The organism is Myxococcales bacterium, assembly GCA_016712525.1.
Classification (GTDB): Bacteria; Myxococcota_A; Polyangia; order Polyangiales; family Polyangiaceae; genus JAAFHV01.
Genome location: JADJQX010000001.1, coordinates 2,283,255 through 2,310,000 on the forward strand (window position 1 = coordinate 2,283,255; position 26,746 = coordinate 2,310,000).

Below are 26,746 nucleotides of genomic sequence, written 5' to 3' on the forward strand. Positions count from 1 at the left end.
CGTGGTCCGCGTCGTCGCTCCTCTCTCCGTCCTCGCGTTCGTCGGCTTCCTCGCGGCGCACACGGCCTCGTCGCGCGCGGCCTCCACGCCGTCGCCGCACGCCGCCTCCGCTGCGCCGCCCTCGAGCTCTCCGGCGTCGAGCGCGGCCCCCGCGGCCTCGAGCGCGCCCCAAGCGCCACGTGCTCCGGTCGCGCCGCCCAAGGCCCTCGTGCACACGACGGTGCGCGGCCCCGAGGTCGCCCTCGTCACGCTCCGTGAGCGAGGCGCCGCGCCGAAGACCCTCACCTTCGCGGAGCTCGCGACCACGCGCCTCCCGAAGGGCAAGGTGCAGGTCACCTTCACGGCCGAGGGCGAGGCCCTCTACGTGCCCCACTGTGGCGGGAGAGGGAAAATCACGGTCGCCGGGTGCGACGTGGGCGCCCCGAAGGAGGGTCCCTTCGTCACCAAGCTCCCCCCCGGCCGGAGCGACGTCGCCCTCGAGATCGACGCGTCGGCGTACGAGCGCCGCGTCGCGTGCGGCGAGGCCCCGCGCACCGGCGCGCTCGAAGAGTCGCCCTTCGGGTTCACCACGCTCACGTTCGCGAGCCCCTCGTCGGCGAAGGGCGGCGGCAAGGCCGTCGTGTACGTGCCGCGCTCGGTCGACCTCTCCACGAAGGTGCCCGTGCTCGTGGGCGTGCACCCGTGGAACGGCGGCACGTGGACGTATGCGCAATACACGGGCCTCGTGCGTGAGGCCGAAAAATCCGGGGTCGTGCTGCTCCACCCGAGCGGGCTCGGCAACTCGCTCTACGTGGCCGAGGCCGAGGCCGAGGTGCTGCGCGCGCTCGCGGCGCTCGAGGCCACCGTCGACGTCGACCCGCGGCGTGTCTCGATCTGGGGTGCGTCGATGGGCGGGGCAGGGGCGACCACGATCGGCTTTCACTCGCCCTCGCGCTTCGCGAGCGTCGTGAGCTTCTTCGGCGACTCGAAGTACGACATGACCACCTACGTGCGCACGATCCTCGGCGACGAGGTCGGCGCACGCCGCGTGAACGCGCTCGACGTCGTCGAGAACGCGCGGCACCTTCCGGTGTGGCTCATCCACGGCGAGGCCGACACGACGTCCCCCATCGCGCAGAGCGAGATGCTCCAGTCCGCCATGAAGACGCGCGGCTTCGACGTGCGCTTCGATCGCGTGCCGGCCATGGGCCACGAAGGCCGCCTCGTCGAGAAATTCTCGGCCGACGTCGTGCGCATCGCCGCGAAGGCCCGCGCGCCCGAGCACCCCGCGCGGGTCACCTTCCGCAGCGTGCGCCCCGAGGACACACGCGCCTACGGCGTCACGATCGAGCGCGCAGGCACCACCGACGCGTACGTCGACCTCGAGGGCGTGGGCGGCGTCGTGCGGGTGCGCGAGGCCACGGGCGTGCGCGGCGTCGTGCTCGCGGACGGAGCGCTCGGCGTGCCCCGCGGCGCGAAGGTCGAGGGCGTGAGCGTGCCCGTGCGCTGGGAATGACGCGGGACGTGGTAACACGCGCCCCGTGACCCCCGAAGATCACAGAGCCGCACTCGAGGCGAAGCTCGGCGAGCCCATCACCCTCGACGCCCTCTCGGGCGCGTGGAACATCCTGCAGCGCAAGCGCGGCCACCGGCACTCCACCGACGACGTGCTCACCGCGTACTACGCGTGGGTCCACGGGCCGAAGGTCGACCACGCGCTCGACCTCGGCACGGGCATCGGCACCGTCGGCCTCCTCGTGCTCCACGGGCTCGGCGAGGGCGCGCACCTCACGTGCGTCGAAGCCCAGGAAATCAGCTTCACGCAGCTCCTCGCGAACCTCGCGATGAACGGCCTCGAGGGCCGCGTGTCCCCGATGTACGGCGATCTGCGCGAGGCCCGCTTCGAGCGCACCTTCGACCTCGTCACGGGCAGCCCGCCCTACTTCGACGTCTCGGCCGGCATCGTCCCGCAAGACTCGCAGAAGGCCCACGCGCGCTTCGAGCTCCGCGGCACCGTCGCCGACTACGCGCTCGCCGCCGAGCGGGCCCTCTCGCACGCGGAGCACGCGCGGTTCGTGTTCTGTTTCCCCACGGCGCAGAAGGCCCGCGCGTTCGACGGTTTGCACGCCGCAGGCTTCTCGGCCATCGCCCACAGGGACGTCGTGCCTCGCGAGGGCCTTACGCCGCTCTTCTCGCTCTTCGCGTGCAAGCGTGGCACACACGAAGAAGTCGCCGAGCCCCCCCTCGTGGTGCGCACACCCGACGGCGAGCACACCGCCGAGATGCGGGCCGTGCGTCGGCATTTCGGCTTCGTCGTGCCCGAGCCTTGAGCGAACTTCTCAGGTGAGTCTTCGTTGCCGGTGAGGCCCTGCCTCGTAGGGTGCCCGCCATGCAGTCGCGCAGCGTGGTCTCGTTCGTCCTCGGCGTCTTCTTCCTCGCGTGCGGCGCCGCCGCGGGCGATGGAGCAGGGGATCTTACCGCCGACGCCGGCACGCCCACGACCGACGCCGACACGCCCGTCGATTCGAGCGTGCAGCCCGACGCGGGCCGCGCCGACGTCGTGTCGGGGCCCACCGTCGGGCTCGATCGCGCGGCCCAGCTCGTCGGAGAGACGCTCTGCGGCTTCCACGAGCGCTGCTTTCAAACCTACGTTCAGGACTTCTTCCCGAGCCTCTCGGCGTGCTCGGCGCGGTACGCCGCGGCCTTCAAGGCGACCCACGCGCCCGACGCGCTCTTCGCCGAGGCCGACCTCGTCACCATGGCCACGTGCGAGGCGAAGCTCACTTGCGACGGCCTCTACGGCGGAACCTGGCAGACCGCGTGCCCTTCGCCACGCCCCGTGAACGCGCGCGCCGAGGGGGCTCCGTGCGTGAGCGACGTGTCCTGCGCGAGCGAGACGTGTGTCGCTACCACGCCGGGCGCGTGTGGTACCTGCCGCGCCCGCGACGAGTCGAAGGCCGGCGAAGCGTGTGGCGAAGGCCAAAAGCGCTGCGCCAAGGGGCTCACCTGCCTCTCGAGCAAACGCTGCGTCGCGGTCCGCGCCCTCGGCGAGACGTGCGACACCTCGAACGCGCTCTGCGGCAACGGCCTCACGTGCCAGGGCGGAACGTGCGCCAAGCTGCCCGCGGCCGGCGAGGCCTGCGACGCGCGCGGCGGCTGCGATCCCTACCGGCTCGCGGGCTGCGGCACCGACGGCCAGTGCGCCGCCGTCACGAACCTCGCCAAAGGCGCCACGTGCGAGCTCGGCGCGCTCGCGACCTGCGGCAGCGGCGAGACCTGCACCCCTGGCGACGGCGGCGCGACCGGCACGTGCGTCGCGCGCAAACCCGCGGGCACGGCGTGCCGAAGGTCCCAAGAGTGCGAGATCTTCGCGACCTGCACGGGAGGCACCTGCGCCGACCCCAAGGGCCCGGTCTGTCGCTAAAAGCGAACGAGTACGAATGGTTAGCGCTTCGTCCGGCGCAGCCTATCGCGCCGCCCCACGACCCACGCGAAGCCCGCCATGCCCAGGCCCACGGGGAGCGGCACGCCCGAGAGATCCGCTCCGGCCGCGTCGCAGCGCGAGCACCCGCGCGCGGTCATCGCGACCTTCTTCACGTCGACGAACGTGTCGCGGTTCGGGAGCGAGCCGCGCATCGTCACGCGGTGGACGAGGTGGTCCGGCGACACGAGGCCTTGGGTGCGCGCGACCTCGACGCTCTCTTTCGCGGCCTTCTCGGAGCGCACGAAGCCGGTCGCCGAGTCTTTCTCGTCGGGCCCCTCGTAGCCCGACACCTTCGCGTCGAACACGGGCTCCTGGAGGAAGAGCACGTGATCGAAGTCGTCCTTCTCGTGCACGGTGCCGTCGTGGATGTGCAGCGTGGGGAAGAACACCGTGTCGCCGAGCGCGGTGTCCCACTCGAAGGCGATCGGGTGCGGCTTGCCCGCGGTCGCCTTGAGCTGGAACACCGCGAACCCGTAGCCCTTCACCGTGGGCACCTTTTGCCACACGTCCTTCGAGAGCACGAACTGCGCGTCGAGCCGCGAGAAGTCGTCCACCGTCGGCACGAACGACGCGACGAAATCGCCGACCTCGTGCACCTCGAGCGCCGACGCGGCCGCCGTCTGCGCCTCGGGCATGCCCTTCGAGCCGAAGAGCGACGACGACGGCTTCGCGGGGAAGGCGCGGTCGAGCGCCGCGAAGAAGTCCGGATACTCCTTGAGGCTCTTGAACCTCACGGCGTCCTCCTTCGCGGGGAGGCGCACCGGGAGCGGCAGGATCATCGCCGTGGGCGACTTGGCCGTGTACTGCATCTGGTACACGAGCCCCTGCGTCCCCGGGCGGAGCATGCGCGCGAAGATGGACGTTCCGTGGACCTCGGTCGGGCTCGAAAAGCAGCACATGGTGGGGCTCCGACGGGCGAGGGGGCGGAAAGTTCCGAGGCCCTCACCCTAATTAGCTCGGATCGTACCCGAGGTTCGGCGCGAGCCAACGCTCGACCTCGCGCACCGTCATGCCCTTGCGCGTGTGGTAGTCGTCGACCTGGTCCTTCCCGATCTTGCCGAGGGTGAAGTACCGGGCGTCGGGGTGAGCGAAGTAGAGCCCGCTCACGCTCGACGTCGGCCACATCGCGAACGACTCGGTGAGCTTCATCCCGATGCGCTCTTCGACGCCGAGCAGCTCCCAAAGGGGACCCTTCTCGGTGTGGTCGGGGCACGCCGGGTAGCCCGCGGCGGGGCGGATGCCGCGGTACTTCTCTTCGAGCAGGTCGGCCTTCGAGAGTCCCTCACCCTCGCCGAAACCCCAGTCCTTTCGGGCACATTCGTGCACGTACTCGGCGAGCGCTTCGGCCAGGCGATCGGCCACGGCTTCGAGCAAGATGGCCGCGTAGTCGTCGTGCGCGGCCTTCAGGCGCTTCACCTCGGCGTCGAGCCCGAGCGCGCTCGTCACGGCGAAGGCGCCGAGGTAGTCGTTCGCCATGCCCTTCGGCGCGACGAAGTCCGAGAGCGCCGTGTGCGGCTTTCCGGGCTCACGCGCGGTCTGTTGACGCAAGAAGTGGAACGTCGTGAGCACCTTCGCGCGCGTCTCGTCGGTGTAGAGCTCCACGTCGTCGCCCACGGCGTTCGCGGGGAAGATCCCGTAGACGGCCTTGCTCGTGAGGAGCTTGGATTTCTCGAGCGCGTCGAGCAGCTCGTTCGCCTCGTCGAAGAGCTTCTTCGCCTGATCGCCGTACGCCGCGTTCTCGAAGATGCGCGGGTAGACGCCCTTGAGCTCCCACGTGTGGAAGAACGGCGTCCAGTCGATGTACGGGCGCAGCGTGGCGACGCTCACGTCGTCGAGCACGGTGACTCCCGTCTTCTTCGGCTTCGCGACGGTCGCCGGCGTGAACGGCAACGACGCGCGCGCCGTGCGGGCCTCTTCGAGCGAGACGAGCGTGTGCTTCGGGCCGGCGTGCATCCGGCGCAGCGCCGCGTAGTCCTCGTCGTGTTGGGCGACGAACGCGGCCTTGCCCTCGGTGCTGAGCAGGCTCGTCGTCACGGGGACGGCGCGGCTCGCGTCGAGCACGTGCACCACGGGGTGCTTGTAGTGGGGCGCGATCTTGATGGCGGTGTGCGCGCGGCTCGTGGTCGCGCCGCCGATGAGCAGCGGGATCGAGAACCCTTGCCGCTCCATCTCGCGCGCCACGTGGGTCATCTCGTCGAGCGAGGGCGTGATGAGGCCCGAGAGCCCGATCACGTCGGCCGAGACCTCCTTCGCCTTCTCGAGGATCTTCTCGCACGGGACCATGACGCCCATGTCGATGACCTCGTAGTTGTTGCACGCGAGCACGACGCCGACGATGTTCTTGCCGATGTCGTGCACGTCGCCCTTCACCGTCGCGAGCACGATCTTGCCCTGCGATTTCTGCAGCTCCCCGCGCGCGGCGGCCTCGGCCTTCTCGGCCTCCATGAAGGGCGTGAGGTACGCCACGGCCTTCTTCATGACCCGCGCGCTCTTCACCACCTGAGGCAGGAACATCTTCCCGGCGCCGAACAAATCACCGACGACGCTCATGCCGTCCATGAGCGGGCCCTCGATGACGAGCAGCGGCCTCCCGAGCTTCGCGCGAGCCTCCTCGGTGTCGGCGTCGATGTAGGTGTCGATGCCCTTGACGAGCGCGTGCGAGAGGCGCTCCTCGACGGTGCCCTTGCGCCACTCCTCTTCTTTCTTCTCGGCGGGGCCCGCTCCGGCCTGCGCGGCCTTGAGCTTCTCGCCGAAGTCGACGAGGCGCTCGGTCGCGTCTTTGCGGCGGTTCAAGAGCACGTCCTCGACGAGCTCGCGGAGCTCGGGCGCGATCTCCTCGTACACCTCGAGCATGCCCGCGTTCACGATGCCCATGTCGAGGCCCGCGCGGATCGCGTGGAAGAGGAAGGCCGAGTGCATCGCCTCGCGCACGTGGTTGTTCCCACGGAACGAGAAGCTCACGTTCGAGATGCCGCCGCTCACCTTGGCGTGGGGCAGGTTCTTCTTGATCCAGCGCGTCGCCTCGATGAAGTCGACCGCGTAGTTGTCGTGCTCCTCGATGCCCGTGGCCACGGTGAGCACGTTCGGGTCGAAGATGATGTCCTCCGGGGCGATGCCCTCCTCGACGAGGATGTCGTACGCGCGCTTGCAGATGCGGATTTTGTCCTCGTACGTGGCCGCTTGGCCCTGCTCGTCGAACGCCATGACGACGACGGCGGCGCCGTACTGGAGGATCGTGCGCGCCTGCTCGCGGAACTTGGCCTCGCCCTCCTTGAGCGAGATCGAGTTCACGATGCCCTTCCCCTGAAGGCACTTGAGCCCCGCGACGATGACCTCCCACTTCGAGGAGTCGATCATGAAGGGCACCTTGGCCACCTCGGGCTCGCTCGCGAGCAGCGAGAGGAACCGGTGCATCGCCGACGGGCCGTCGATCATGCCCTCGTCCATGCAGATGTCGATGACGTTGGCGCCATTTTCGACCTGCTGGCGCGCGATGGCGACCGCCTCTTCGTACTTGCCCTCTTTGATGAGCTTCGCGAACTTCGGCGACCCGGCCACGTTGGTGCGCTCGCCGATCATCATGAAGATGCCGGGCTGCTGCGTGAACGGGAGAGAGCCGGAGAGGCGGAGCGGCTTCACGGGCCCGGGCTCGAGGTCCGCCGGGACCTGAGCCCCAACCTTCGAAATGCTAGCGATCTCGCGGGGATGGCGACCCTCGAGGGCCTTCGCGATGGCCGCGATGTGCTCGGGTGTGTTGCCGCAGCAGCCGCCCGCGATGTTGACGAGGCCGGCGCTCGCGAACTCGCCCAAGAAGCGGCCCATGTCGGCCGGCTCGAGATCGAAGCCCGTGGGCGAGAGCGGGTTAGGGAGCCCGGCGTTCGGGTAGCACGAGATGGCCACCTGGGCCTTCTCGGAGAGCTCCGAGAGGAACGGGTACATGAGGTCGGGCCCGAGCGAGCAGTTCAGGCCGATCGAGAGCGGCTTCACGTGCTTCACCGCGTTCCACAGCGCCTCGACCGTCTGCGCCGAGATCATCGTCTCGCCGCCGCGCCCGACGGCCGCCGAGATCTGGATGGGGAGCGAGATTTTATCCTCGGCGAACACCTCCTCGATCGCGACGATCGCGGCCTTCGCGTTCAGCGAGTCGAAGATGGTCTCCACGAGGAGCGTGTCGACGCCGCCCTCGACGAGCGCGCGCACCTGGCGCACGTACGCGGCCTTCACCTGGTCGAACGTGCACACGCGGAAGCCCGCGTCGTCGGCGTCGGGCGAGTTCGAGAGCGACACGGTGAGCGGCCCGATCGCGCCCGCGACGAAGCGCCGTTTGCCGTCTTTGTTCGCGACCTCGTCGGCCATCTTTCGGCACTGCCGCGCCGACTCGAGGTTGATCTCGTACGCGAGCGCGTCGAGGAACTTGTCCTCGATGATTCGCTGGTAAAACTCGGGGTCCTTGCGCCCGCCGTGCTCGCGCGGATCGTCGACGAAGAACTCGCTCTGCGTGATGCTCGTCGCGCCGAAGGTGTTCGTCTCGATGATGTCCGCGCCGGCCTCGAGGAAGCGCCGGTGGATGTCGCAGATCATCTTTGGTTGCGTGAGCGAGAAGAGGTCGCCGTTGTTGAGCAGGTCCTTCTTCGAGTCCGCGAAGCGTGTGGCGCGGATGTCGGCCTCGGTCATGTTGTAGGTGCGGATGGTGGTGCCCATCGCGCCGTCGATGATCACGATGCGTTCTTGGAGGAGCTTCTCGAGAGGGCTGGTCATGGCGATTTCTTCTTCTTGTCGGGCTTGTTGAGGGCGCGCCCGGGCTTCTCGGCGAGCCCGAGTACCACGGAAAAGTGGGGTTTTTTGGCCTCGCGCGTGACGACCGCGCACGATTTCACCGAAAGGCCCGGTTTGGCCAACATTCGACCGAGCGCCGCGGGGGTGAAACCAGGGTGCCGCTCGCCGTACGCGGCGGTCACGTCGCTCCGCTCGTGGGCCTCGAGCGAGAGCACGACCAGGCGGCCACCCGGGCGGAGCACCCGCGCGCACTCGCCCACCACGGCGGCCGGCCGCTCGGCGTACGTCAGCGTGTGGAAGAGGAGCGCCGTGTCGAAGGTGCCCTCGGCGAAGGGGAGGGTGGTCGCGTCGGCGACGCGCGCCGAGACATGGGGGAAGCCCTGGAGCCGCTCGCGGGCGGCTTCGACCATCCGCGCGCTCGTGTCCACGCACACGAGGCGCCTCGTGTGGGGCGCGACGAGCGCGGCCACCGAGCCGTCTCCGGAGCCCACGTCGAGCACGTCCCCGAGGTCGAGCAGCGCCGACAGCCCGAAGGCGAGCGAGGCCCACGTCCTCCCGGGCGAATAGTGCCGCTCGAGCTCCCCCGCGAAGGCGCTCGGCAGCGCTCCGCGACGCGCGTCGAGCAGGGCCGCGAGGCGCTCGTTGTCGGCCGCGAGCTGCGGATCGTCCGCGCTCAAGAGCTCGTCGAGCACAGCCCGTGTCGCGCCCGAGAGGCCCGATTCCGAGAGCACGTAGAACGCGTGCGGGCCGTCTCGGCGGTCCTTCACGAATCCCCCTTCGCGGAGCCTCGCGAGGTGCGTGCTCACCCGCGACTGCGCGAGCCCCGTCACACGCACGAGCTCCGACACCGAGAGCTCCTGCGCCCTGAGCAACGCGCACAGCCTCACGCGGCTCTCGTCGCCGAGCAGGTTGAGCGTGCCTACGGTCTGGCTCAGGTTCATCGAGGTATCCGGATGCGCGGATGGGATATCCCACCGGGCGGGGCCCCCGTCAAGTCACCGGCCCGACGCGATCCTCGGCGCCGACGCGACCCTCGGTGCCGGCCCTCCGGCGATCACCCGGCGGTCGGTGGATTCGTGCACGATCTGGCGATCTTGCGCCCTTTCGGAGAGGATGGGCCCGTGGAACCGACCTGGGATCTCTCTTCGTATTTTCCGTCGTTCGAGTCGCCCGCGACCCGCGCCTTCATCGACACCCTCGCGGAGGACGCGACCCGCGCCCTCACCCGGGCCGAGAACCTCGCCGCGCTCTCGGAGGACACCCTGGACGCCTGGGTGGGGCTCGTCCTCGCGTACGAGGATCTCGTCGCGCGCTACGGGCACGTGAGCTCCTACGTGAATTGCCTCGCCTCGGCCGACGCAGAGAACGAGGCGTACAGCGTCGCCGAAGGCGAGCTCGGGAAGACGGGCGCGACGCTCCAGAAGATCTCCGGCGAGCTGCGGCGCATGCTCGGACCGACGACCGAAGACGAGCTCGCGGCGTTCTCACGGGACGCGCGCCTCCAGAACGCGACGCACTTCCTCGCGCAGCTCCGCGTCGAGGCGAAGAAGCGCATGCCCGCGCCCCTCGAGGCCCTCGCCGCGGACCTCGGGACCGATGGCATCACGGGGTGGGGCAGGCTCTACGACACCGTCTCCGCGAAGCTCGCGTTCGAGCTCGTCCGCCCCGATGGCACGCGTGAGACCGTTCCCATGGCGCAGCGTCGCTCGCTCATGGCCGACCCGGATCGCCGCGTACGAAAGGCCGCGTTCGAGGGCGGGAATCGCGCGTGGGAGGGCGTCGTCGACGTCACCGCGGCGGCCGTGAACCGGATCGCCGGCACGCGCCTCTCGCTCTACGCGCGCCGCGGGGTCTCCCATTTCCTCGACGTCGCGCTCCACGACGCGGGCATCTCGAGGGCCACGCTCGACGCCATGAACGCCGCGGTCGAGAAGGGCCGTCCGCTCGCGCGCCGTGGGCTGCTGGTGAAGGCCAAGGCCATGGGGCTCCCGGCGATCGCTTGGTACGATCTCGAGGCGCCGCTCCCGCTCCCCGACGCCGAGCGCATCTCGTGGGAACGTGGCGTCGAGCTCGTCCAGCGAGCCTTCGGCGCGGCCTACCCCGACCTCCGCGCCTTCTTCGATCACGCGCTCACCTCGCGCTGGATCGAGGCCGAGCCCCGCCGTGGAAAGCGCCCCGGCGCCTACTGCACCGGCAGCGACGTGACCGGCGAGCCGCGGGTCTACATGACGTACCAGGGCTCGCTCGGCGACGTGTCCACCCTCGCCCACGAGATCGGCCACGCGTTCCACCACCACGTGCTCCGCGACACGCGGGTGCTCGCGCGCCAATACCCGATGACCCTCGCCGAGACGGCCTCTACCTTCGCGGAGAGCGTGCTCTCGGCGGGCCTCCTCGCCGAGCCCGGCATCACCGACGCGACGCGCGCGCAGCTCCTCGGCGAGGTCGCGGGAGATGCCGCGGCCTTCTTGCTCGACGTGCCCACGCGCTTCCTCTTCGAGACGCGTTTCTACGAAGAGCGCGCGAAGGGAGAGGTGCCCGCGAGCCGCCTCTCGACCCTCATGCGCGACGCGCAGCGCGAGGTCTTCGGCGAGGCGCTCTCCGAGGGCGACGAGGATCCGCTCTTCTGGTCGTCGAAGCTGCACTTCTTCATCCCGGATCTCTCGTTCTATAACTTCCCGTATACCTTCGGGTTTTTGCTCTCCCGAGGCCTCTTTGCTCGCTTCCGCGAGGAGGGGCCGGCGTTCCTCCCTCGTTACGAGTCCTTCCTTCGCAAGACCGGCGGCGCGCTCGCCCACGAGGTCGCGAAGGACTCGATCGGCGAGGACCTCGAGTCGGAGGCGTTCTGGTCGCGCGCGATCGCGACGCTCGAGGCCCCCATCACCGAGCTCGAGGCGCTGCTGCCCAAGGTCGTCACGATCCCGTGAGGCCCGAAGCCCTCGCCTCGGCGCTCACGGCGGCGCTCGTGCTAGTCCCCTGCGTCGCGCGCGCCGAGCTGCCCTCCGACGCGACGTCGTGGAACCAGCTCGGTCAGACCCCCGCGAGCGGACTCTCGCGCGGCTCGACCACCCTCGCGACGAACCTCACGCTCGTCCGCCCGGCCGGCACCACGACGCTCCGGCTCGGGTTCTCGTTCGAGCACCTCCTCCGCGACCGGTGGGGCCTCGTGGGCGGCGTCGCGGCGCCGTTCGGTGGCGTGCTCTTCGCCCCGGCCTACGCGGGCGTGCGTTTCCACGTGCTGCCGCGCTCGCCCCTCGATCCGTACCTCGGCGTTACGGCGGGTCTCGCGATCGTGCACCCGAAGGGCGAGGTCGTCACGGCCGAGCCCACGGTGGGCGCACACGCCGGCCTCGCGCTCCACTACGTGGGCTTCGCGTTCGTCGCGTTCGATGGGGGGCTCGAGCACGCCACGTACGCGAGCGCCGCGTCGAGGACGATCTTCGACCTCACGACGTACACGCTCACCTGGAGGACCGGTGTCTCGTTCTGAGATCACGACGGCCCTGTCCGTCCTCGCGCTCGGGGTGGGCCTCGTCACCGGGTGCGCGCCGCCTCCGCTCGTTCATGGAGAGGTCTCTCACCCGACCACGAGAGATGGCTGGCCGCTCACGGTCGAGCGCTTCCGCCCCTCGTCGAGCGGCACGATCCCCCGAAAAAAGCGGCCTGTCGTGCTCTGCCACGGGCTCCTCTCGAACCGCGCCTACTTCAAGCTCGACGGCCCGCGATCGCTCCCGCTCGTGCTCGCGCGCGAGGGGTTCGACGTCTACGTGGTCGACCTGCGGGGCCGCCCCGACGCGGGCAAGCCCGGGTGGTACTTCGGCGCGCACACGTACGACTACGACATCGACGACTACGTCGCGTACGACGTCGACGCGATCCTCACGCACGTGAGCGCCACCGCGGGCACGACAGGCGTCGCGTGGGTAGGGCACAGCATGGGCGGCATCGTCGCGTACGCGCGCGCGGGCACCTTCCACGACGCGCGCATCGAGCGCCTCGTCACCGTGGGCTCGCCTGGCTTCATGTCCCCCGCGTCGAAGAACCTGCTCGTCGGCTACAAAGCTCGAGGCGCGCTCCGCCTCATCCCCGCGGTGCCCGCCGAGAGCGCCTCGCAGGTCGAGGCATGGACGGGCCTCCCGCTGTCGGCGCGAACCGTGCGAGACACCCTCTACGCCGACGAGGACTGGACCCACGACGAGTACCGCCTGCTCCTTCGGTACGCCGTGAACGACGCGTCCCCCGGCGAGCTCCGGCAGTTCTCGGCCGCGCTCGAGGACGGCGAGATGAAGACCCGCGACGGCCGCGTGTCGTACTCGAAGAACATCGCGAACGTGGCGGTGCCCGCGCTCCTCTTCGGCGGGCGGCGCGACGCCCTCGCCGATCCGCTCGTCGTGCGCAGGGTGTACGATACGCTCGCAAGTGCCGATAAGTCCTTGGTAATCGCCGGAAGGGCCGAGGGCTTCACGGTCGACTACGGGCACGCCGACATGCTCGTCGGAGAGAACGCCTCGCGCGAGATCTTCCCCACGATCACGCGCTGGCTCACGGAGCACGACGGCCCATGAAGCGGCTCGCGCTCGCCGCGCTCGTCGGGCTCTCGGCCTGCCGGTACCCGGCCCTGACCGACGTGGACCTCGCCGCGCGGACCTCCCCCGTGGCCTCGCGTGGCGCGTGCCTCGAGACCGTCACGGCCTTCCCGGCGACCCACGCGAGCGCGGTCCGGCGCGCCCCGATCGTCGTGACGTCCCCCTCGCTCCTCGCGCCGCGTGTCCTCCATCGTGGTCGAGATGGAGGGCTCGTCGCGTACCTGAATTTCCAAGGGCACGCGGTCTACGTCGTGGGCTTCGAAGCTCCGTCCTGCGACGAGGCGCTCGCGTCGAGGGCGTTCGCCAACGTCGTGCGCGAGGTGTCGCAGCGCACACGCGAGCCCGTGGTGCACGTCGTCGGCACGTCGCTGGGCGCGCCGATCGCCGTGCGTGCGGTGGGGCTCCTCGCCGACGAAGGCGGGTCTCCGGTCGGTCGTGTCGCGCTCGTCGGTCCCGGGCTCGACTACGCCTACCCGCGCTCCTTCCTCGCCCGTGAGCGCGCGCACCTCGGCGGCCCCGCGGGCTACCTCTGCGCGACGGTCGAGTCGTGCCGCAGGCTCTCGCACGAGCCCGAGGTCCTCCGCGCGCACCTCGCGAAGCTCCCTCCCGAGGCGCCCTCGCTCTTCGCGCCCACGGCCGAGCGCTACCCCGGCCTCTCGGGGCGTCACGAGCCGGTGCTCTTCGTGGTGGGCAAGGCCGATGGCGTCGCGCCCTCGGAGTCTTCGTATCCCGCGTTCCTCGCGTGGGGGAGCGCCACGCCGGGCGCCGCGCGAAGCCAAAAGCGCTACTTTCTCGCGGCGCGCGAGAACGCCCTGGGTGACGACTACGACCACGCCGAGCTCTTCGCCGGCGCATCCTCCGAAGACGAGATCTTCGCGCCCGTCGCCGAGTTCGTCGAGGGCGAGACGGACTGAGATCGAGCGCGGACTACCTGTAGCCGACCTGCACGTCGCGGTACCACGCCGTGGCGACGAGAGGCGCGGCAGGTGTAGGGCGCAAGCCGAAGTAGAAGACCCCGCCTGAGACCCATTGTGGCACCGCGCCTCCCGCCTGCGCGATCGTGCCGTCGACCGCGACCGTCACCCTTCCGTTCATCCCGAACGACGCGTCGACTTGCACCCTATGCCAAACGCCGGACCGGCTGCCCCCGGGGATCGACAACGTCGACGTGCTCGAGATCGTGCTCTTCATCGCCCCGATGAACGTCCATGCGCCGTCGCTCCACTTGGGCCAGAGCTGCGCCGCGACGGATGGGTCCCCTCCGTTGTTGACGGCGGCCAGCGTGAACCACTCGCGCTGCGGCGTGAGCTTCGCGTAGTCGAGGTCGACACGCACATGGAAGCAGAGGCGCATCGCGGTCGCCGGCGCGGGCGCAGTCGTCAAATTCCGCTCGAACCCCGCAAACTCGACCGTGCTCGAATCGACGGTGATCTTCGCGCATTTCCCGACGGCGCCCGCGCAGCCCTCGACCGTGAGCGCGCTCCCGGTGGGCGTCTTCGTGCCCATCGGGGTCCCGTCGATTTGAGGCTGAGCGCCCGAGAGATCGACGGACAAGCGCTGAGCATATCCCGTCGTGTCGCAGGCCGGGCCGGCTGGGAGTGGTGGGCCCGCGTCCGTCTCGGGCGGCGTCGACGCGTCCGCCCCAGCGTCCTCGGATGCATCTCCCGATGCGTCCACGAGGGGCTGCGTCGGAGGCACCGTGGCCGAAGGCAGCGCCGCGTCGGGCGCGGAGCTCGCGGGAGCCTCGGTGTCCGAGCCGAACGCGGTGCACGCCGCGAGGGCCGCAGCCACGCACAAGAGTGGCAGTATTCGCGCCATCGAATCATCGTGCACCGACTCGCCGGCGTCGCCTAGTGCTCCGATGTCGTGAAAGATGCGTAAACCGACGTTTCCGGCGCGCGGCTCCGCGCCGAGGCGTAGGCTACTCGGTCGGAGGATTGGCGATGCGAAACGTCTCGGTGTTGCGTGGGGTCGGGGGAGCCGTGGCGCTCTCTCGTGGCGGTCGCGTGTGGTGGCGGGGCGCCCGTGCCTCCTCCGAAGCCGCCGGCCCCGGTCGTCGCCAAGAAAGCGCCCGAGCCCGTCCGCGAGAAGATCGCTCCGCGCACGTGTGCGGCCCGCACGAAGCTCGCGAAGCTGCTCGGGCACGCCGAGGCGCCGCCGCCCGCCGTGATCGCCGAGGTCGAGCAGGCCGAAGATGTCCCCGCGCCACCGCCGAGCGCCGCGTCGAACACACGGGGTGCGTCCAACCAGGCCTACCGCGCGGTCGCCCCGGCCACCGTGCTCGTCCGCGCCGACAAGGGCTTCGGCACGGGCGTCGTGATCGACCCGAAGGGCTACGTGCTCACGAACTACCACGTGGTCGCCGATGGCCGAAAAAAGGACTTCGTCATCACGGTGGACGTGACCTTCGGCGACCTCACGTCGACGGGGCGCATGAACCGGCAAGCGAAGAGCTACGAAGCCGAGGTCGTCAAGGTCGACCCCGTCCGTGACCTCGCCATTATCAAGGTCAAAGACGCGCCCGCGAAGCTCGTCGCCGCCAAGCTCGCCAAGGGCTCGCCCCAGATCGCCGAGCGCGTGATGTCGGTCGGCCACGCGGGCATCGGCTTCCTCTGGGCCGCCAAGGCGTGCAGCGTGGCCAGCGTCGGCGAGCGCCAGCAAGACTCGAGCATCATCGCCGGGATGGACTGCACGCACCCCGACCCGGCGCTCCCCCCCGACCAAGCCAAACGCCAGAAGGTCGCCTGCGAAGAGCAGAAGAAGCGCATGACCGAGGCGCTCTCATCGAAGACCCAAGGCCTCGCCGTCCAGACCGACTGCGCCATCACGCACGGCGACAGCGGCGGGCCCCTCGTGAACATGGCGGGCGAAATCGTCGGCTTGAACCAGAGCATCACGGTCGACGCGGCCACCGCTTCGTTCCACGTGCATCTCGAGGAACTGCGCGAATTTACTACGAAATACGGTGATGCGGGCATCGCGGTGCTGCCCGACCCGTACTGCGACGGCGGCTTCGACCCCACCCTCGAGGACCTCGATCTCGACGGCGTGAAAGAGTCGCTCGTGGCCAAGGGAGGCGGCGGCATCTTCGGCGGCTACGACCGCATGAGCCTCCTCATCAACCTCGATCAGAGCAAGGTCCAACCGAACATGGACCCCGCGGCCGGCTTCGACGCCGAGATCGCCATGCTCACGAACCGCGACGGCACGTACGTCTGGTACGACACCGACGGAGACTCGACCTTCGACGTGCTCGTCTTCGACAAGGACAGCGACGGCACCCCCGAGAACGCCTACCGCATCGACGCGTCCGGCCGAATTCGCGAGGACAAGGAGGTGCTCCCCAGCCACGATCTCAGCGGGAAGCTCGTCAAGGAGCCGGCCCTCAGGGCGAGGCTCGGCAAGATCGCCCTCGCGATCGGCGGCTCGAAATTCGTGTCCCAGCGCACGCTCGCGGCGGCGAGCTCCTCGGAGCAGACCGTCCCCGATCCGTTCATCGCGGCCGGTACCGACGGGCGCGCCGTCGACACCGACGGCAACGGCAAGGGCGACGTGGCGCTCATTCGAGGCGCGTTCAGCCGCGTGAGCCTCATCGACGCCGACGAGCGCTCCCTCGGCGCGCTGAAGCCCGGAGATTCGGCCGAGTCGCTCCTCAAGGCGAAGAAGGTCGACGCCGAGGTCGCGATCGTCGTTCAAGGCTCTACCGTCTGGGCGCTCTACGACACGAACGCCGACGCCAAATTCGATCTCGCGCTCACGTCCAAGGGCACCGACGGGCTCGTCGCGACGGGCGCGTTCCGCATCGGCGACGGAGGCAAGCTCACACCTGCCGCCGACCAGCTCGGGCGAAAGCTGCTCCGCCCCGGGCTCGTCGGCATGCCCCGCGCGGTTTCGGCCCTGCGCTCGCTCTCGACGGACATCGCGCCCGACGAGGCGCTCGGCTCGCTCCCGGCCGTGGTGCCCGAGCGCGCCGTGTTCCGCCCGAAGGAGCTCAAGGGCGTCGCCGCCAACACCGTGGCCGAGGCCTTCGCGTTCCCCTGGATCGTGCAGCTCTTCGACGTGGACAAGAGCACGAAGCTCCCTCCCAAGACCGAGCTCCGCGAGGTGGTCGCGGGCGGCAAGTTCGACGCGGAGGTCGCCGTCGTGAAGCGCCTCGGCACCGACGGCGCCACCACGTGGGTCTACTACGACACCGACAACGACGGAAAATACGACCTCGTGCTCTACCTCCCGCCCGACGCGAAGGCCCCCACGCAGGCCTACCGTGTCGTGAAGAAGGACGCGGGCTTCGCCCTCGAGGTCGACGCGTCCGCGCTCGCCGGCGCGCCCATTCGCCACAAGACGATCTTCAAGGACAAGGCCCTCGGAGCCAAGTGGAAGACCGTCGCCGCGGCCACCTTCAAGCCCGAGTACGTAGAACCCTGAGCTGCTCGTAACTTCCCGTTACTAGGGCTGATTTTGTCGCTCTCGTCGCCACCGTGCGGCGAGGGCGACGAGGGCGACGAGCGCGGTCCATTCGCCGGTCTCGGGGCTCCGCGCGACGCCACATCCACCACCTCCCGTGAGCGAGGTCTCCTCGGCGGGCCGCGCGCTCGTGCTCGTCGTGGCGGGCGGCACGATCGGTCCGGCCTCTGCCGGTGGCCCTGCGTCGGGCGCGCACGGTGTCGGGGTGTGCACGCATCCGCGGGTCGCGTCGCACGTGTCGGTCGTGCACGTGTCGCCGTCGTCGCAGGAGCCACGGCCTTCGCACGCGGCGCACGTGCTCGCGCCCTCGCCGCTCGCGTACGTGCCGGTCGGGCAGGGGAGGCACGCCTCGACCTCGCCCGGAGACGAGGTCCCTCGAGGGCAGGTCGCGCACGTGCTGCGGTCGGGCGATGGGGCCGTCCCCGCGGAGCAAATCGCACAAAACGCCCAGGGACTGCCCGTGGATACGGCGCCCGCGGGGCATCGTGCGCAGGCCGTGTCGCTCGTGCTCGTGCACGCCTGCGCGACGCGCTCGCCAGGGCCGCACGTCGCACATCGCGGGCACACCGAGCCGCGGAGCGTGCGCCCCTCGGGGCATGAGGTGCAGGCCGATGGGCCCGTGGCCGAGCAGGTCGCGCACGAGACGTCGCACGCCGCGCAGACGCGGTCGCTCGTGCTCGTGCACGCGCCCACCTCGACCTCGCCCGCACGGCACGCCGTGCATGGGCCGCACGCTCCGGCCCGAAGGGTGTCTCCGGCGCGGCACGTCGCGCACTGGGTCGCCTCCGGGCCCGTGCAAGTTGCACATGTCGCGTGGCACGGGAAGAGCGGCGAAAGCTCGGGGATCTCGTCGACCCGCACGAACCGGTACCCGAGCGCGAGGAGCCTCGGCACCAGGCTGCGCAAGAGGTCGGGCGTGTTGCCCGAGGCCCAGGCGTACGGCTCGTGCATCAACACGACGCCGCGACCCACGCTCTCGATCTCCGCGAGGTACGCGTCCGCGCACTGCGTCGACGTCGCGTAGCCCGTCCCGTTCGCGAGGCCTCCGCCGCTCGTGCGCAAATCGCCTTGAAAACAAGCCCAATCGGCCGCCGCGCTCGGGTACCTGTCGGACCTCCCGCCCATGTCCCAGCCGAGCGGACCTACGTAGGCGTTCATGGGCGACGCGGCGAGGACGGCGTGCACACGCGCGTCGTACGCGCCGTACGGTGCTCGAAAGGCCCGCACCTGGGGCGGCACACGGTAAGGCGCGAGGAGGGCGTCGGTCTCGGCGAGCTCTGTCACGAGCTCCGCATCGGGCACCTCGGTCGTCAGGTCCCTATGGGTCGTCGCGTGGCTCGCCACGAGGTGCCCGTCGCGGGCGAGCTCCGCGAGGATCGCGGCGGCGGCCGGGTCGGGTGTGGTCCCGTGAGGGTTCGGGAGCGCCGTCGGCCCCACCTTCGCGCCGGTGACGAAGAACGTGGCGCGCACGCCGAGGCCCTTCAAATACCTCGAAATCTCGAGCCCACGGGCGCTCGGGCCGTCGTCGAAGGTGAGGGCCAAGGTCTTCGGCGCGAGCGACGTGCCGCGGTACGGCGTGGTCGCGAGCGCGGCGCGCGAGGTGTCGAGCGTCGTCTCGGCCGAGCGGTCGCACGCGACGACCGCCACGACACCCGAAAGGGCGAGCACGAAGAGTCCACGACGTGTGGGCGAGGAGCAGCTCAAGGCGCCTCTTCGATCGTAGACCCGCCGAAAAAGCCGAGCTTGCCGTACCGCTATGGAATTTCTTACGAAGGTGTAACCTTCCTCTCTCGAGGAGAAGCAGCATGGGGAAACGCGCAGGTAAGAGGTCGATCGTAGGGTCGGCGATGGTGCTCGGGCTCGTCGCGTCCGGCGCGCTCGGGTGTGCGTCGATGGACATCCCGCAGGCCCACCGTGGGCGGATGTTCTCGCGTACGGGGCTCCTTGCACTCTACACGGGGAGCGATGGTCTCTCGGGGCCCGTGCGCGACCCGGGCAGCCACTTCGTCGGCATCTACAACGAGCTCCGCACCGTCGACTGCTCGACCAAGACCGTGACCGAGTCGCTCGACACGCTCACGAAAGACGGCGTCCACTTCGGGTTCGACATCGCGATCCGCTTCTCGGCCGACTGCACCGACGAGGGCGTCCTGAACCTCTTGAACCGCCTCTCCCCGGCCGACGGGCAGAACATCTCGACGGACCAGATCTTCGTCACGTTCATCCAGCCGGCCATCGGCGAAGCGGCCCGCGAGCTCGTGGCGCCGCTCAAGGCCAACGAGCTGAACGATCGCCAGGGCGAGGTCGCGAGCGGCGTGAAGAAGCGCTTCTCGGAGATGATGACCCAGCGCGAGAAGAAGCTCGTCGTCGTCTACGAGGTGAACGTCATTAACTTCCACTTCCCCCCCTCGCTCGACACGGCGAACCTCGAGCGCGCGTCGCAGTCGCTCCTCCGCGACAAGGCCATCGCCGAACGTGAGCGCGTCTCCGCCGAGGCCGAGACCATGCAGGTCCGAAAGCAGCTCGCCCAACAGGAGGCCGAGGTCGCCACGGTGAAGATCGAGCGCATCGGCGAGGCTCTCGCGAAGAACCCGCTCTACCTGCAGTACGATCTCCAGCTCAAGCTACCGGAGATCTACGAGAAGGCCGGGCAGCGCGGAAACCTGGTGCTCGCGGCGCCATCGCCCTTGAACCTCGGCTGGGGGCAGGGCCTGCCCGGTCAGCTCCCGCGTCCTTCGAGCGCCGAGCCGTCCGCGCCCCCACCCGCGCCGAAGGCCGCTCCGCCGCCTAAGGTCGCTCCCCCGGCGAAGGGCCGTTGAGCTCGGTGAGCTTCGCTCGCGGCGAGGGCCTTCGGAGAGCGGCACGCCGCAAGGGGAGATGGCACGCCCGGTAAGATTCGAACTTACGACATTCGGCTTCGAAGGCCGACGCTCTATCCAGCTGAGCTACGGGCGCAAACAGCGCATCGAGAGCTACCACCGGTCGCCTTTCGAGATCAATCGCGCCGCTCCTCGTCGCCGAGGCGAACGTCGCTCGATTCTGTTGAACGAGCCGGTTCGTCTGCTATAACGGACGTCTCTCCTCCCACCTTGGCTTCCTGCGGGCCTCTCCCACCCGCGCACGCACGGCGTCGACCCTCCCTCTCCTCCGGGGTCGGCGCCGTGCATGCGTCGGGTCTAAATGTACGATTCTCCTAAGAGAATCAGCGCATCGCCGCGCGACGTGACGTGTCGGCTTCGCCCTCGGGGGTGAGCGCCCAGCGGATCTCGTCTTGGCCGTAGGCGCCGTAGAACGCGAGCCCCACCCAGGTCGCGTTCTTCGCCACCGTCGGGCTCCCGTCGGCCTTCTGCTTGGGGAAGTCGACCTTGAAGATCTGCCGCCAGACGCTGAGGTAGGGGAAGTACGCCTTGTCGATCGCGGAGGGCCGGAGCACCTGCTCGATGCGGACCGGCGCGGTCTCGTTGCCCCGATCGTCGACGAGCCGAACGACCCACGCGCACCCGGGCCGGGTGAGGTCGGTCATGCGCGGGGGAGGTTCCCGTAGAGGGCGATCTGGAATTTGTGGGTCGCCTGCGTCTCGGCGAGCGCCTTGTCGAGCATGGCCTGGCGCTCGTCCGGCGCGAGGCGGTAGTCGTGGGCGTACCGCACGACGTAGGCCCAGCGAAAATCCCACGACTCGTACGTGGCCGTCACCGTGAGGCGATCGTCGACCGTCGGCAACCGGATGAGGCTGTGGGTGCGGGTCCACTTGTCCATCACGGAGCCGTAGTCGTCGCCGGTGTAGGAGCGGGGCCCCTCGGCGAGCGACACGGTCGGGCCCGCGTGCGTGCACGCTCCGCTTAGCGCGGCCAAGAGCCCCACGACCACGACCGACGTCCTCGCCCGATGCGGCATCGCGCCTACTTTCGCCCCGCCGGGCGCCCTCGGCAAGCGCGCAGACGATCCGGGCTCCCATGGCAGCCGAGTCGCGGATGCCGCAATCGCTACGGTCCGACCCTGTTCGGTCGACCGATCCGCGAGGCTCGCGCGTAGGAAAAGACGAGCCGAAGGTGCCGACGTCCAAATGGCACATCGACTGCAAGCATCTCACTCGTTACCCGCCCGCCACCTCGAAAGAAGGTGCCCCATGATGGAGAAGCTCGACTTTCTGGTTCGTTTCTGGGAGCTGAAAGCGCGTCACGATCTCGTCGGTGAGCCGCTGAGCGCGTCCGAGCAGATCGAGCTTTTGTCGCTGCTCCAGCTCGTCACGGGAGACCTCGAGCTGCCCGGCCCGGGTCCTTTGGCCAAGCCCAACCTGGTGCTCCCGGCCGAGCTCATCGGCGAGGGCGCGATCGTCCACGCCGAGATCCGCTCCGTCAGCGCGGCCGCGATCTTCGTGTCGGCCACGAGCCCCGTGCCCCGCGGCGCTTCGCTCGTGCTCCGCATGACCGACGCGATCAGCGGGGTCGAGTACACCCTGCCGTGCAAGGTCGCCTGGAGCTACGGATCCTCGCCGGCGTCTTTGGCGCTACGCGTCGACGGAGTCCCGACGCGCAGCGTGTTCTCGATCATGCCCGATTCGCGCTCCCACATGAGCCTGCCCATGGGCCAGACCGAGCGCTTCGTGAGCTGAACGGACGCGTCCCCGTCCTCGCGGGGGCCGCTTCGAGACGCCGATGGTTGCGTGATCGTCCACAAAAGATCCTCGGGTTTGGGTATAAGGCGGTCCGTTCGAAGGCCTCCCGCCTTAGCCCCCAACTCCGAGGATCTCGATGCCCATCAAGCACACCCTTCGCTCTGCGGACCCCACCAAGGAAGCCGCCGACGTTCTCGCTCTCTTCGTCTGGGCCACGGGCTCCGGAGGCAGCAAAAAGAAGAAGAACGAGAAGTCGATCCTCGACGCCGTCGACAAAGCCCTCGGCGGTCAGCTCGCGAAGCAGATCAAGCGCGACGACTTCAAGGGCAAGAAGGACCAGGTCCTCTCCCTCCCGACCTTCGGCAAGCTCAAGGCCGACAAGGTGATCGTGTACGGGCTCGGCGAAGAGGGGGCGATCTCGGACGGCGACCTGCGCACGCTGGGGGCGAAGGTGGGGCGCGCCGCGAGCTCCGAGAAGGCGAAGCGCATCGTGGTCGGCCTGTGCGACGGCCTCGAGGGCCGCGTGCGGTTCGTGGTCGAGGGCATCGAGCTCGGGGCGTACCGCTTCGCGAAGTACCTCACGGGCGACCGCAAGCCGAAGGCGGAGCTCTCCCACGTGACGCTGACGACGTCGGCCAAGGTCACGAGCGAGCACAAGGAGCAGGTCGAGCTCGGCGTGAGCGTCGCCACCGGCGTGAACCTCGCCCGCGACCTGTCGAACGAGCCGCCGAACGTGCTCTACCCGGACTCGTTCGCCCAGATCGCCTCGAAGATGGCCAAAGAGTCGGGCCTCGGCGTGAAGGTGCTCGACTACAAGGAGATCGTCCGTCGCGGCATGAACCTGCTCCAGGCCGTGGGTCAGGGCAGCGAGCGCAAGCCCACCCTGGTGCACCTCTCGTGGGTCCCCTCGGGCGCCAAGAAGAAGATCGTCTTCGTCGGCAAGGGCATCACGTTCGACTCGGGCGGCCTCTCGATCAAGCCGGCGGCCGGCATGGGTGAGATGAAGCACGACATGTCGGGCGCGGCCAACGTGGTCGGCCTCATGCAAATCGTCGCGGCCCTCAAGCCGACCGTCGAGGTGCACGGAGTCTTCGTCGCCGCCGAGAACATGCCCGACGGGAACGCCTACCGCCCGGGGGACATCATCACGTCGCTCGACGGCAAGACGGTCGAGATCGTCAACACGGACGCCGAAGGCCGCCTCATCCTGGCCGACGCGCTCGTCTATGCCCGCGAGCTCGAGCCGGACCTCCTCGTCGACAACGCGACGCTCACGGGCGCGTGCGTCGTGGCGCTCGGCAACACCTGCTCCGGGTGGTACGCGGCCACCGAGACCGCCGCCGAGGCGTTCCAGAGCGCGGTGAAGGCGTCGGGCGAGAACATGTGGCGCATGCCGCTCCTCGAGGAGCTCCGCGACCAGCTCAAGACCGACGTGGCCGACCTGAAGCACACGGGCGATCGCTGGGGTGGCTCGATCACGGCTGCCCTCTTCCTCCGCGAGTTCATCGGCAACGCCAAGAACTGGGTCCACTGCGACATCGCGGGCCCCGCCATGGCCGACCGGTCCTTCGCCTGGAACCCCAAGGCGGGCACGGGCCACGGCGTGCTCACCTTCCTCGAGCTCATCATGGACGCGCACCGCGCCGCCCACACCCAAGCCTGAGCCCGAGGCTGGGCGCCCGCCCGGCCACCCCCGAAGGGACATGTGCACTCTGCACGTGTCCCTTCGTGCATGAAGGCGTGCTATCTCCCGGGAGCACCATGGACACCGTCGCCCTCGAACGCCGCATTTCTCGGGCCTTCGCCCGCGCCATCACCGACTTCGGGATGCTCGCCGACGGAGACCGCGTCATGGTGTGCGTGAGCGGCGGCAAAGACAGCTACGTCATGCTCGACCGCTTCCGCGAGCTCCAGAAGAAGGCGCCCGTTCGGTTCGAGCTCAAGGTGGTGAACGTCGACCAGGGGCACCCTGGCTATCCGGGCCACCTCCTCACCGATTACATGGCAGCCGAGGGGTACGACTTCACGATGGTGAAGGAGGACACCTACTCGATCGTCACCGAGAAGATCCCCGAGGGGAAGACCTTCTGCTCGCTCTGCTCGCGCCTCCGCCGCGGCATCCTCTACCGCATGGCGCGCGAGCTCGGCTGCACCAAGATCGCGCTCGGTCACCACCGCGACGACGTGCTCCAGACGCTGCTCTTGAACCTCTTCTTCGCGGGGCAGCTCGCGGCGATGCCCCCGGTCATGGTGTCTCAGGAGGGGCAGGTGGTCATCCGTCCGCTCCTCTACTGTGCCGAGGAGGATCTCTCGGCCTACGCGCGCGAGAAGGCGTTCCCCATCTTGCCGTGCGATCTCTGCGGCTCGCAGGAAATGCTCCAGCGCAAGGTCGTGGGCCGCATGCTCGACGACCTCGAGGCGAAGACCCCGGGCACGAAGCAGATCATGCTCGCGGCGTTGCAAAACGTGAGGCCGTCGCATCTGCTCGACAAGGGCCTCTGGAAGCAGCTCGGGCTCGAGGCGGCCAGCGAGGTCGCGGCCGGTGAGGCCCTCGTGTCGGCGTCGCGGCTGCTCCAGGGGTCGGCGTGAGCCAAGCGCCCGCCGCGCCCAAGACGAGCCTCGTGTCTCGTATCTCGGAGCTCGGCGCGTCGGCGCAGGCGAGCATTCCGGGGCTCTACGCGTGGGGGGTCACGGTCGCGACGTGTGCGTTCGTGAAGGGCGTGCCGTGGCAGACCAAGCTCCTCGCGCTCCTCGGCCCGATCGCGCTCGGCGCGTCGGTGCTCGTCGACAAGGATCGCCCGGCGGTCGCGCGGAACGTCTCCGTGTTCGGGCTCGTCGTCTCGAGCCTCGTCGTGTGGGCGCTCGTCCCCGAGCACGCGGGCCCATCGCACCTCGACACGACCCGCGGCGTGCTCGGCATGATCGGCTGGGGGGTGTTCGCCTTCGCGTCGGCGGCGCCCGCGTTCCCTCGCACGAAAGAGGAAGAGGCGCGTGTCGTCGAGCGTGGTCGTCTCGAGCCGCGTCAACGAGGGTCTCGAAAAGACGTGCCCTTCCTCGTGGTCGGCGTGGCCATCACGGTGGCGCTCCAGTGCGTCGGCTGGGGCGTCGAGCCCAAGGAGCGCGCCCTCTTCGTGCGGCTCTTCACGATCGTCGCGGGCATGAGCGTGCTCGGCGCTTTTTCGGGGGTCGCGCTCTCGCGGCACGTGGCGCCGACCCGCAAGCGGCGCAAACGAGGCATCTTCGGGTGGGCGCTCGCCTTCGTCGCGGCGCTCGTCGTCGCCGTCGCGTACGAGCTCGTGGCGAGCTGACCTTTTCCGCCGACCGGCCCTCGTTCCGCACGAGCTTGGCGGGTGCACGGTGTAACCTGTTGAAATGACGCAAAAAAGCGTCGCGTTGCCAACTTGCCGCCGGGTCGCGGGGGCCGCTATGCTCCGGAGCGATGGGGTCGTACGAGACGCTCGGGATCGTGTTTGCGCTCGCTGGGAGCGCCGCCCTCGGGGTCGGGGCGATGGCTTTGTCGCAAGCGAGCGACGTGCGCGCGCTCGTGTGGATCGTGGTCGGGGCGGTGGCCCTTCGGGTCTCGTCGCGTTGTGTGCTCGAGGGGCGCGGATGACGAAGGTGCGCGCCGCGCTCGTGGGTCTAGTCGTCGTCGTGGGGTGCACCTCGGGCGAGACCACGACGGTGCCGCTCGGAGGGGACGTGTGCGCTCGCGTCGATGGCGATATCGCGATCCCATCGTCCGTGGTGGCGCGGACGGCGGCCGTGGCTCGGGTCACGCCGGCCGAGGCGCTCGACCGGCTCGTGCTCGACGCCGTGGGAGCCCAAGAGGCGAAGGCTTCGGGAATCGACGCGTCGCCGTCGACGAAGCTGCGTGTTCGAGCCGTCCTCGCGCGGGCCGTCCTCGACGGTGCCCGAGAGCGCGCGGCATCGGGAGGACCTCCGACGGACGCCGAGGACGAAGCCCTCTCGCGGCAAGCCTGGTACGAGGTCGACAGGCCTCCGATGCGCCTCTCGGTCCACGCGATCGTGATGCGCCCGAAGGGCAAAGAGGCCGAAGAGCTGCTGCCGCGCGCCCGCGCGTTCGCCGAGCAGATCCGCGCGGCCGTGCTCCAGGCGAAGACGGCCGACGAGATGATGTCGCTCGCGTCCGCCAAAGGGAAGGACTCCGGCAAGCTCGAGGTGAAGGTCGAGGCGCTCTCGCCGGTCACCGCGGACGGTCGCGTCCCGGACGGCACCTCCTTCGACCCCGCCTACGTCGCGGGGCTCTTCGCCCTCGCGAACGTGGGCGACACGAGCCCGGTGGTCGAGTCCTCCTTCGGTTTCCACGTGATACGCTACGTCGAGGCGCTGCCCGAGAAGCGCCTCTCGACCGACGAACGGCGCAAGCTCTTCGGCCCGGAGGTGAACGCGCGCCGCGCCCGGGCCGAGATCGACCGCACCCTCGCCGCGCTCCGTGCTTCGCGCGAGGTCACCGTGTCCCCCGCGGCAGCGTCGATCCTCGACGGGATCGAGTGGGGGAAATAGTGCGCGCGGGCCGGTCGTCGTCGCCGCCACGCGACATGGACGCGTCGCCCTTCTCGGCGATCTTGGCGTCGTTCCTTACGCGTGTCCCCGGGGCGATCGCCGCGGCCCTCGTCGACGCGGAGGGAGAGACCGTCGACTACTCGGGGAAATACGACCTCTTCGAGCTCAAGGTCATGGCGGCCCACTTCCGCATCCTGCTCGGGACGGCGGGGGCCCTCGTCGGAGAGACCGCGCCGCCGAGCGAGCTCGTGGTGCGGGGAGACCGAAAGACGGTGCTCGTGCTGCTCGCCCCCGAGGGCTACGCGGTCGTCGTCGTGA

Annotated in this window: 23 protein-coding genes and 1 tRNA gene (1 of these 24 running past the window's edge); 16 read left to right on the plus strand and 8 right to left on the minus strand. The window is 69.6% G+C overall.

The annotated features are described in order from the left end of the window. The first annotated feature begins 1 nt into the window (after position 1). The 3 genes from IPK71_09730 to IPK71_09740 are packed head-to-tail and all read left to right on the plus strand — an operon-like array spanning position 2 to position 3,403. The gene (locus IPK71_09730; protein MBK8214018.1) at positions 2–1,495 is read left to right on the plus strand and encodes a prolyl oligopeptidase family serine peptidase; all 1,494 of its coding nucleotides are present in this window, start codon (positions 2–4) and stop codon (positions 1,493–1,495) included. A 25-nt stretch (positions 1,496–1,520) separates the two neighbouring features. Next, complete coding sequence (locus tag IPK71_09735; GenBank protein MBK8214019.1) at positions 1,521–2,309, plus strand: methyltransferase; 789 nt, start codon at positions 1,521–1,523, stop codon at positions 2,307–2,309. 59 nt (positions 2,310–2,368) lie between these two features. Then, entirely contained in the window at positions 2,369–3,403 is a 1,035-nt protein-coding gene (locus IPK71_09740) for a hypothetical protein (protein ID MBK8214020.1), read from the plus strand. A gap of 20 nt (positions 3,404–3,423) precedes the next feature. Here the strand turns inward: IPK71_09740 and IPK71_09745 are convergent, their stop codons facing one another. The 3 genes from IPK71_09745 to IPK71_09755 are packed head-to-tail and all read right to left on the minus strand — an operon-like array spanning position 3,424 to position 9,180. Beyond that, positions 3,424–4,362 (minus strand): hypothetical protein, encoded by a 939-nt coding sequence (locus tag IPK71_09745; GenBank protein MBK8214021.1) that lies wholly within the window; start codon positions 4,360–4,362, stop codon positions 3,424–3,426. A 52-nt stretch (positions 4,363–4,414) separates the two neighbouring features. Next, a complete protein-coding gene (metH, locus tag IPK71_09750) occupies positions 4,415–8,221 on the minus strand; it encodes a methionine synthase (protein ID MBK8214022.1) in 3,807 nt (1,268 codons plus the stop codon). Next, the gene (locus IPK71_09755) at positions 8,218–9,180 is read right to left on the minus strand and encodes a metalloregulator ArsR/SmtB family transcription factor (protein MBK8214023.1); all 963 of its coding nucleotides are present in this window, start codon (positions 9,178–9,180) and stop codon (positions 8,218–8,220) included. The genes metH and IPK71_09755 overlap by 4 nt, the downstream gene beginning before the upstream one ends. Positions 9,181–9,360: 180 nt before the next feature. Here IPK71_09755 and IPK71_09760 point away from each other — a divergent pair, with 180 nt between their 5' ends. The 4 genes from IPK71_09760 to IPK71_09775 are packed head-to-tail and all read left to right on the plus strand — an operon-like array spanning position 9,361 to position 13,739. Further along, positions 9,361–11,166, plus strand: coding sequence for a M3 family oligoendopeptidase (locus IPK71_09760; protein MBK8214024.1), 1,806 nt, complete (start codon positions 9,361–9,363; stop codon positions 11,164–11,166). Beyond that, the gene (locus IPK71_09765; protein ID MBK8214025.1) at positions 11,163–11,729 is read left to right on the plus strand and encodes a hypothetical protein; all 567 of its coding nucleotides are present in this window, start codon (positions 11,163–11,165) and stop codon (positions 11,727–11,729) included. The genes IPK71_09760 and IPK71_09765 overlap by 4 nt, the downstream gene beginning before the upstream one ends. Further along, positions 11,716–12,804 carry an alpha/beta fold hydrolase gene (locus tag IPK71_09770; protein MBK8214026.1) on the plus strand — a complete coding sequence of 363 codons (1,089 nt, stop codon included), beginning with the start codon at positions 11,716–11,718 and terminating at the stop codon, positions 12,802–12,804. The genes IPK71_09765 and IPK71_09770 overlap by 14 nt, the downstream gene beginning before the upstream one ends. Further along, positions 12,801–13,739 carry a hypothetical protein gene (locus IPK71_09775; protein ID MBK8214027.1) on the plus strand — a complete coding sequence of 313 codons (939 nt, stop codon included), beginning with the start codon at positions 12,801–12,803 and terminating at the stop codon, positions 13,737–13,739. Before IPK71_09770 ends, IPK71_09775 begins: the two co-directional genes overlap by 4 nt. A gap of 13 nt (positions 13,740–13,752) precedes the next feature. Here the strand turns inward: IPK71_09775 and IPK71_09780 are convergent, their stop codons facing one another. Continuing rightward, on the minus strand, positions 13,753–14,643 hold the full coding sequence (locus tag IPK71_09780) for a hypothetical protein (GenBank protein MBK8214028.1): 891 nt from the start codon (positions 14,641–14,643) through the stop codon (positions 13,753–13,755). A gap of 207 nt (positions 14,644–14,850) precedes the next feature. Here IPK71_09780 and IPK71_09785 point away from each other — a divergent pair, with 207 nt between their 5' ends. Then, entirely contained in the window at positions 14,851–17,250 is a 2,400-nt protein-coding gene (locus IPK71_09785) for a trypsin-like peptidase domain-containing protein (GenBank protein ID MBK8214029.1), read from the plus strand. Between the two features lie 21 nt (positions 17,251–17,271). On the opposite strand, the gene IPK71_09790 is transcribed toward IPK71_09785, so the two are convergent. Beyond that, complete coding sequence (locus IPK71_09790) at positions 17,272–18,957, minus strand: polysaccharide deacetylase family protein (protein ID MBK8214030.1); 1,686 nt, start codon at positions 18,955–18,957, stop codon at positions 17,272–17,274. 137 nt (positions 18,958–19,094) lie between these two features. On the opposite strand from IPK71_09790, the gene IPK71_09795 reads away from it, so the two are divergent. Then, complete coding sequence (locus tag IPK71_09795; protein MBK8214031.1) at positions 19,095–20,108, plus strand: hypothetical protein; 1,014 nt, start codon at positions 19,095–19,097, stop codon at positions 20,106–20,108. A gap of 59 nt (positions 20,109–20,167) precedes the next feature. On the opposite strand, the gene IPK71_09800 is transcribed toward IPK71_09795, so the two are convergent. From IPK71_09800 to IPK71_09810, 3 genes are all read right to left on the minus strand, one after another. Further along, positions 20,168–20,244, minus strand: a tRNA-Arg gene (locus IPK71_09800). Positions 20,245–20,491: 247 nt separating this feature from the next. After that, on the minus strand, positions 20,492–20,812 hold the full coding sequence (locus IPK71_09805; protein MBK8214032.1) for a hypothetical protein: 321 nt from the start codon (positions 20,810–20,812) through the stop codon (positions 20,492–20,494). Continuing rightward, positions 20,809–21,183 carry a hypothetical protein gene (locus IPK71_09810; GenBank protein ID MBK8214033.1) on the minus strand — a complete coding sequence of 125 codons (375 nt, stop codon included), beginning with the start codon at positions 21,181–21,183 and terminating at the stop codon, positions 20,809–20,811. The genes IPK71_09805 and IPK71_09810 overlap by 4 nt, the downstream gene beginning before the upstream one ends. A 232-nt stretch (positions 21,184–21,415) precedes the next feature. Between IPK71_09810 and IPK71_09815 the strand changes: the two genes are divergently transcribed. From IPK71_09815 to IPK71_09845, 7 genes are all read left to right on the plus strand, one after another. Then, positions 21,416–21,901, plus strand: a complete 486-nt coding sequence (locus IPK71_09815; protein MBK8214034.1) for a hypothetical protein — start codon at positions 21,416–21,418, stop codon at positions 21,899–21,901. Positions 21,902–22,040: 139 nt separating this feature from the next. After that, positions 22,041–23,567, plus strand: coding sequence for a leucyl aminopeptidase (locus tag IPK71_09820; GenBank protein ID MBK8214035.1), 1,527 nt, complete (start codon positions 22,041–22,043; stop codon positions 23,565–23,567). Between the two features lie 98 nt (positions 23,568–23,665). Next, positions 23,666–24,493: a tRNA 2-thiocytidine(32) synthetase TtcA gene (ttcA, locus tag IPK71_09825; protein MBK8214036.1), complete on the plus strand. Its 828-nt coding sequence runs from the start codon at positions 23,666–23,668 to the stop codon at positions 24,491–24,493. Further along, positions 24,490–25,212 carry a hypothetical protein gene (locus tag IPK71_09830; protein MBK8214037.1) on the plus strand — a complete coding sequence of 241 codons (723 nt, stop codon included), beginning with the start codon at positions 24,490–24,492 and terminating at the stop codon, positions 25,210–25,212. The genes ttcA and IPK71_09830 overlap by 4 nt, the downstream gene beginning before the upstream one ends. A 131-nt stretch (positions 25,213–25,343) precedes the next feature. Beyond that, the gene (locus IPK71_09835) at positions 25,344–25,517 is read left to right on the plus strand and encodes a hypothetical protein (protein MBK8214038.1); all 174 of its coding nucleotides are present in this window, start codon (positions 25,344–25,346) and stop codon (positions 25,515–25,517) included. Further along, entirely contained in the window at positions 25,514–26,428 is a 915-nt protein-coding gene (locus IPK71_09840; GenBank protein ID MBK8214039.1) for a peptidyl-prolyl cis-trans isomerase, read from the plus strand. Before IPK71_09835 ends, IPK71_09840 begins: the two co-directional genes overlap by 4 nt. Before the next feature lie 35 nt (positions 26,429–26,463). Further along, positions 26,464–26,746, plus strand: the beginning of a protein-coding gene (locus IPK71_09845; GenBank protein ID MBK8214040.1) for a roadblock/LC7 domain-containing protein. It continues 308 nt past the right edge of the window; 283 of the gene's 591 nt are visible here — the first part of the coding sequence; it begins with the start codon at positions 26,464–26,466; its stop codon lies off the right edge, out of view.

Coding starts and splice junctions, on each gene's coding strand:
- IPK71_09815 (MBK8214034.1), top strand. CDS start 21,416: ATGATGGAGAAGCTCGACTTTCTGGTTCGTTTCTGGGAGCTGAAAGCG.
- IPK71_09810 (MBK8214033.1), bottom strand. CDS start 21,183: ATGCCGCATCGGGCGAGGACGTCGGTCGTGGTCGTGGGGCTCTTGGCC.
- IPK71_09755 (MBK8214023.1), bottom strand. CDS start 9,180: ATGAACCTGAGCCAGACCGTAGGCACGCTCAACCTGCTCGGCGACGAG.
- IPK71_09835 (MBK8214038.1), top strand. CDS start 25,344: ATGGGGTCGTACGAGACGCTCGGGATCGTGTTTGCGCTCGCTGGGAGC.
- ttcA (MBK8214036.1), top strand. CDS start 23,666: ATGGACACCGTCGCCCTCGAACGCCGCATTTCTCGGGCCTTCGCCCGC.
- metH (MBK8214022.1), bottom strand. CDS start 8,221: ATGACCAGCCCTCTCGAGAAGCTCCTCCAAGAACGCATCGTGATCATC.
- IPK71_09740 (MBK8214020.1), top strand. CDS start 2,369: ATGCAGTCGCGCAGCGTGGTCTCGTTCGTCCTCGGCGTCTTCTTCCTC.
- IPK71_09775 (MBK8214027.1), top strand. CDS start 12,801: ATGAAGCGGCTCGCGCTCGCCGCGCTCGTCGGGCTCTCGGCCTGCCGG.
- IPK71_09820 (MBK8214035.1), top strand. CDS start 22,041: ATGCCCATCAAGCACACCCTTCGCTCTGCGGACCCCACCAAGGAAGCC.
- IPK71_09795 (MBK8214031.1), top strand. CDS start 19,095: ATGGGGAAACGCGCAGGTAAGAGGTCGATCGTAGGGTCGGCGATGGTG.
- IPK71_09805 (MBK8214032.1), bottom strand. CDS start 20,812: ATGACCGACCTCACCCGGCCCGGGTGCGCGTGGGTCGTTCGGCTCGTC.
- IPK71_09840 (MBK8214039.1), top strand. CDS start 25,514: ATGACGAAGGTGCGCGCCGCGCTCGTGGGTCTAGTCGTCGTCGTGGGG.
- IPK71_09745 (MBK8214021.1), bottom strand. CDS start 4,362: ATGTGCTGCTTTTCGAGCCCGACCGAGGTCCACGGAACGTCCATCTTC.
- IPK71_09780 (MBK8214028.1), bottom strand. CDS start 14,643: ATGGCGCGAATACTGCCACTCTTGTGCGTGGCTGCGGCCCTCGCGGCG.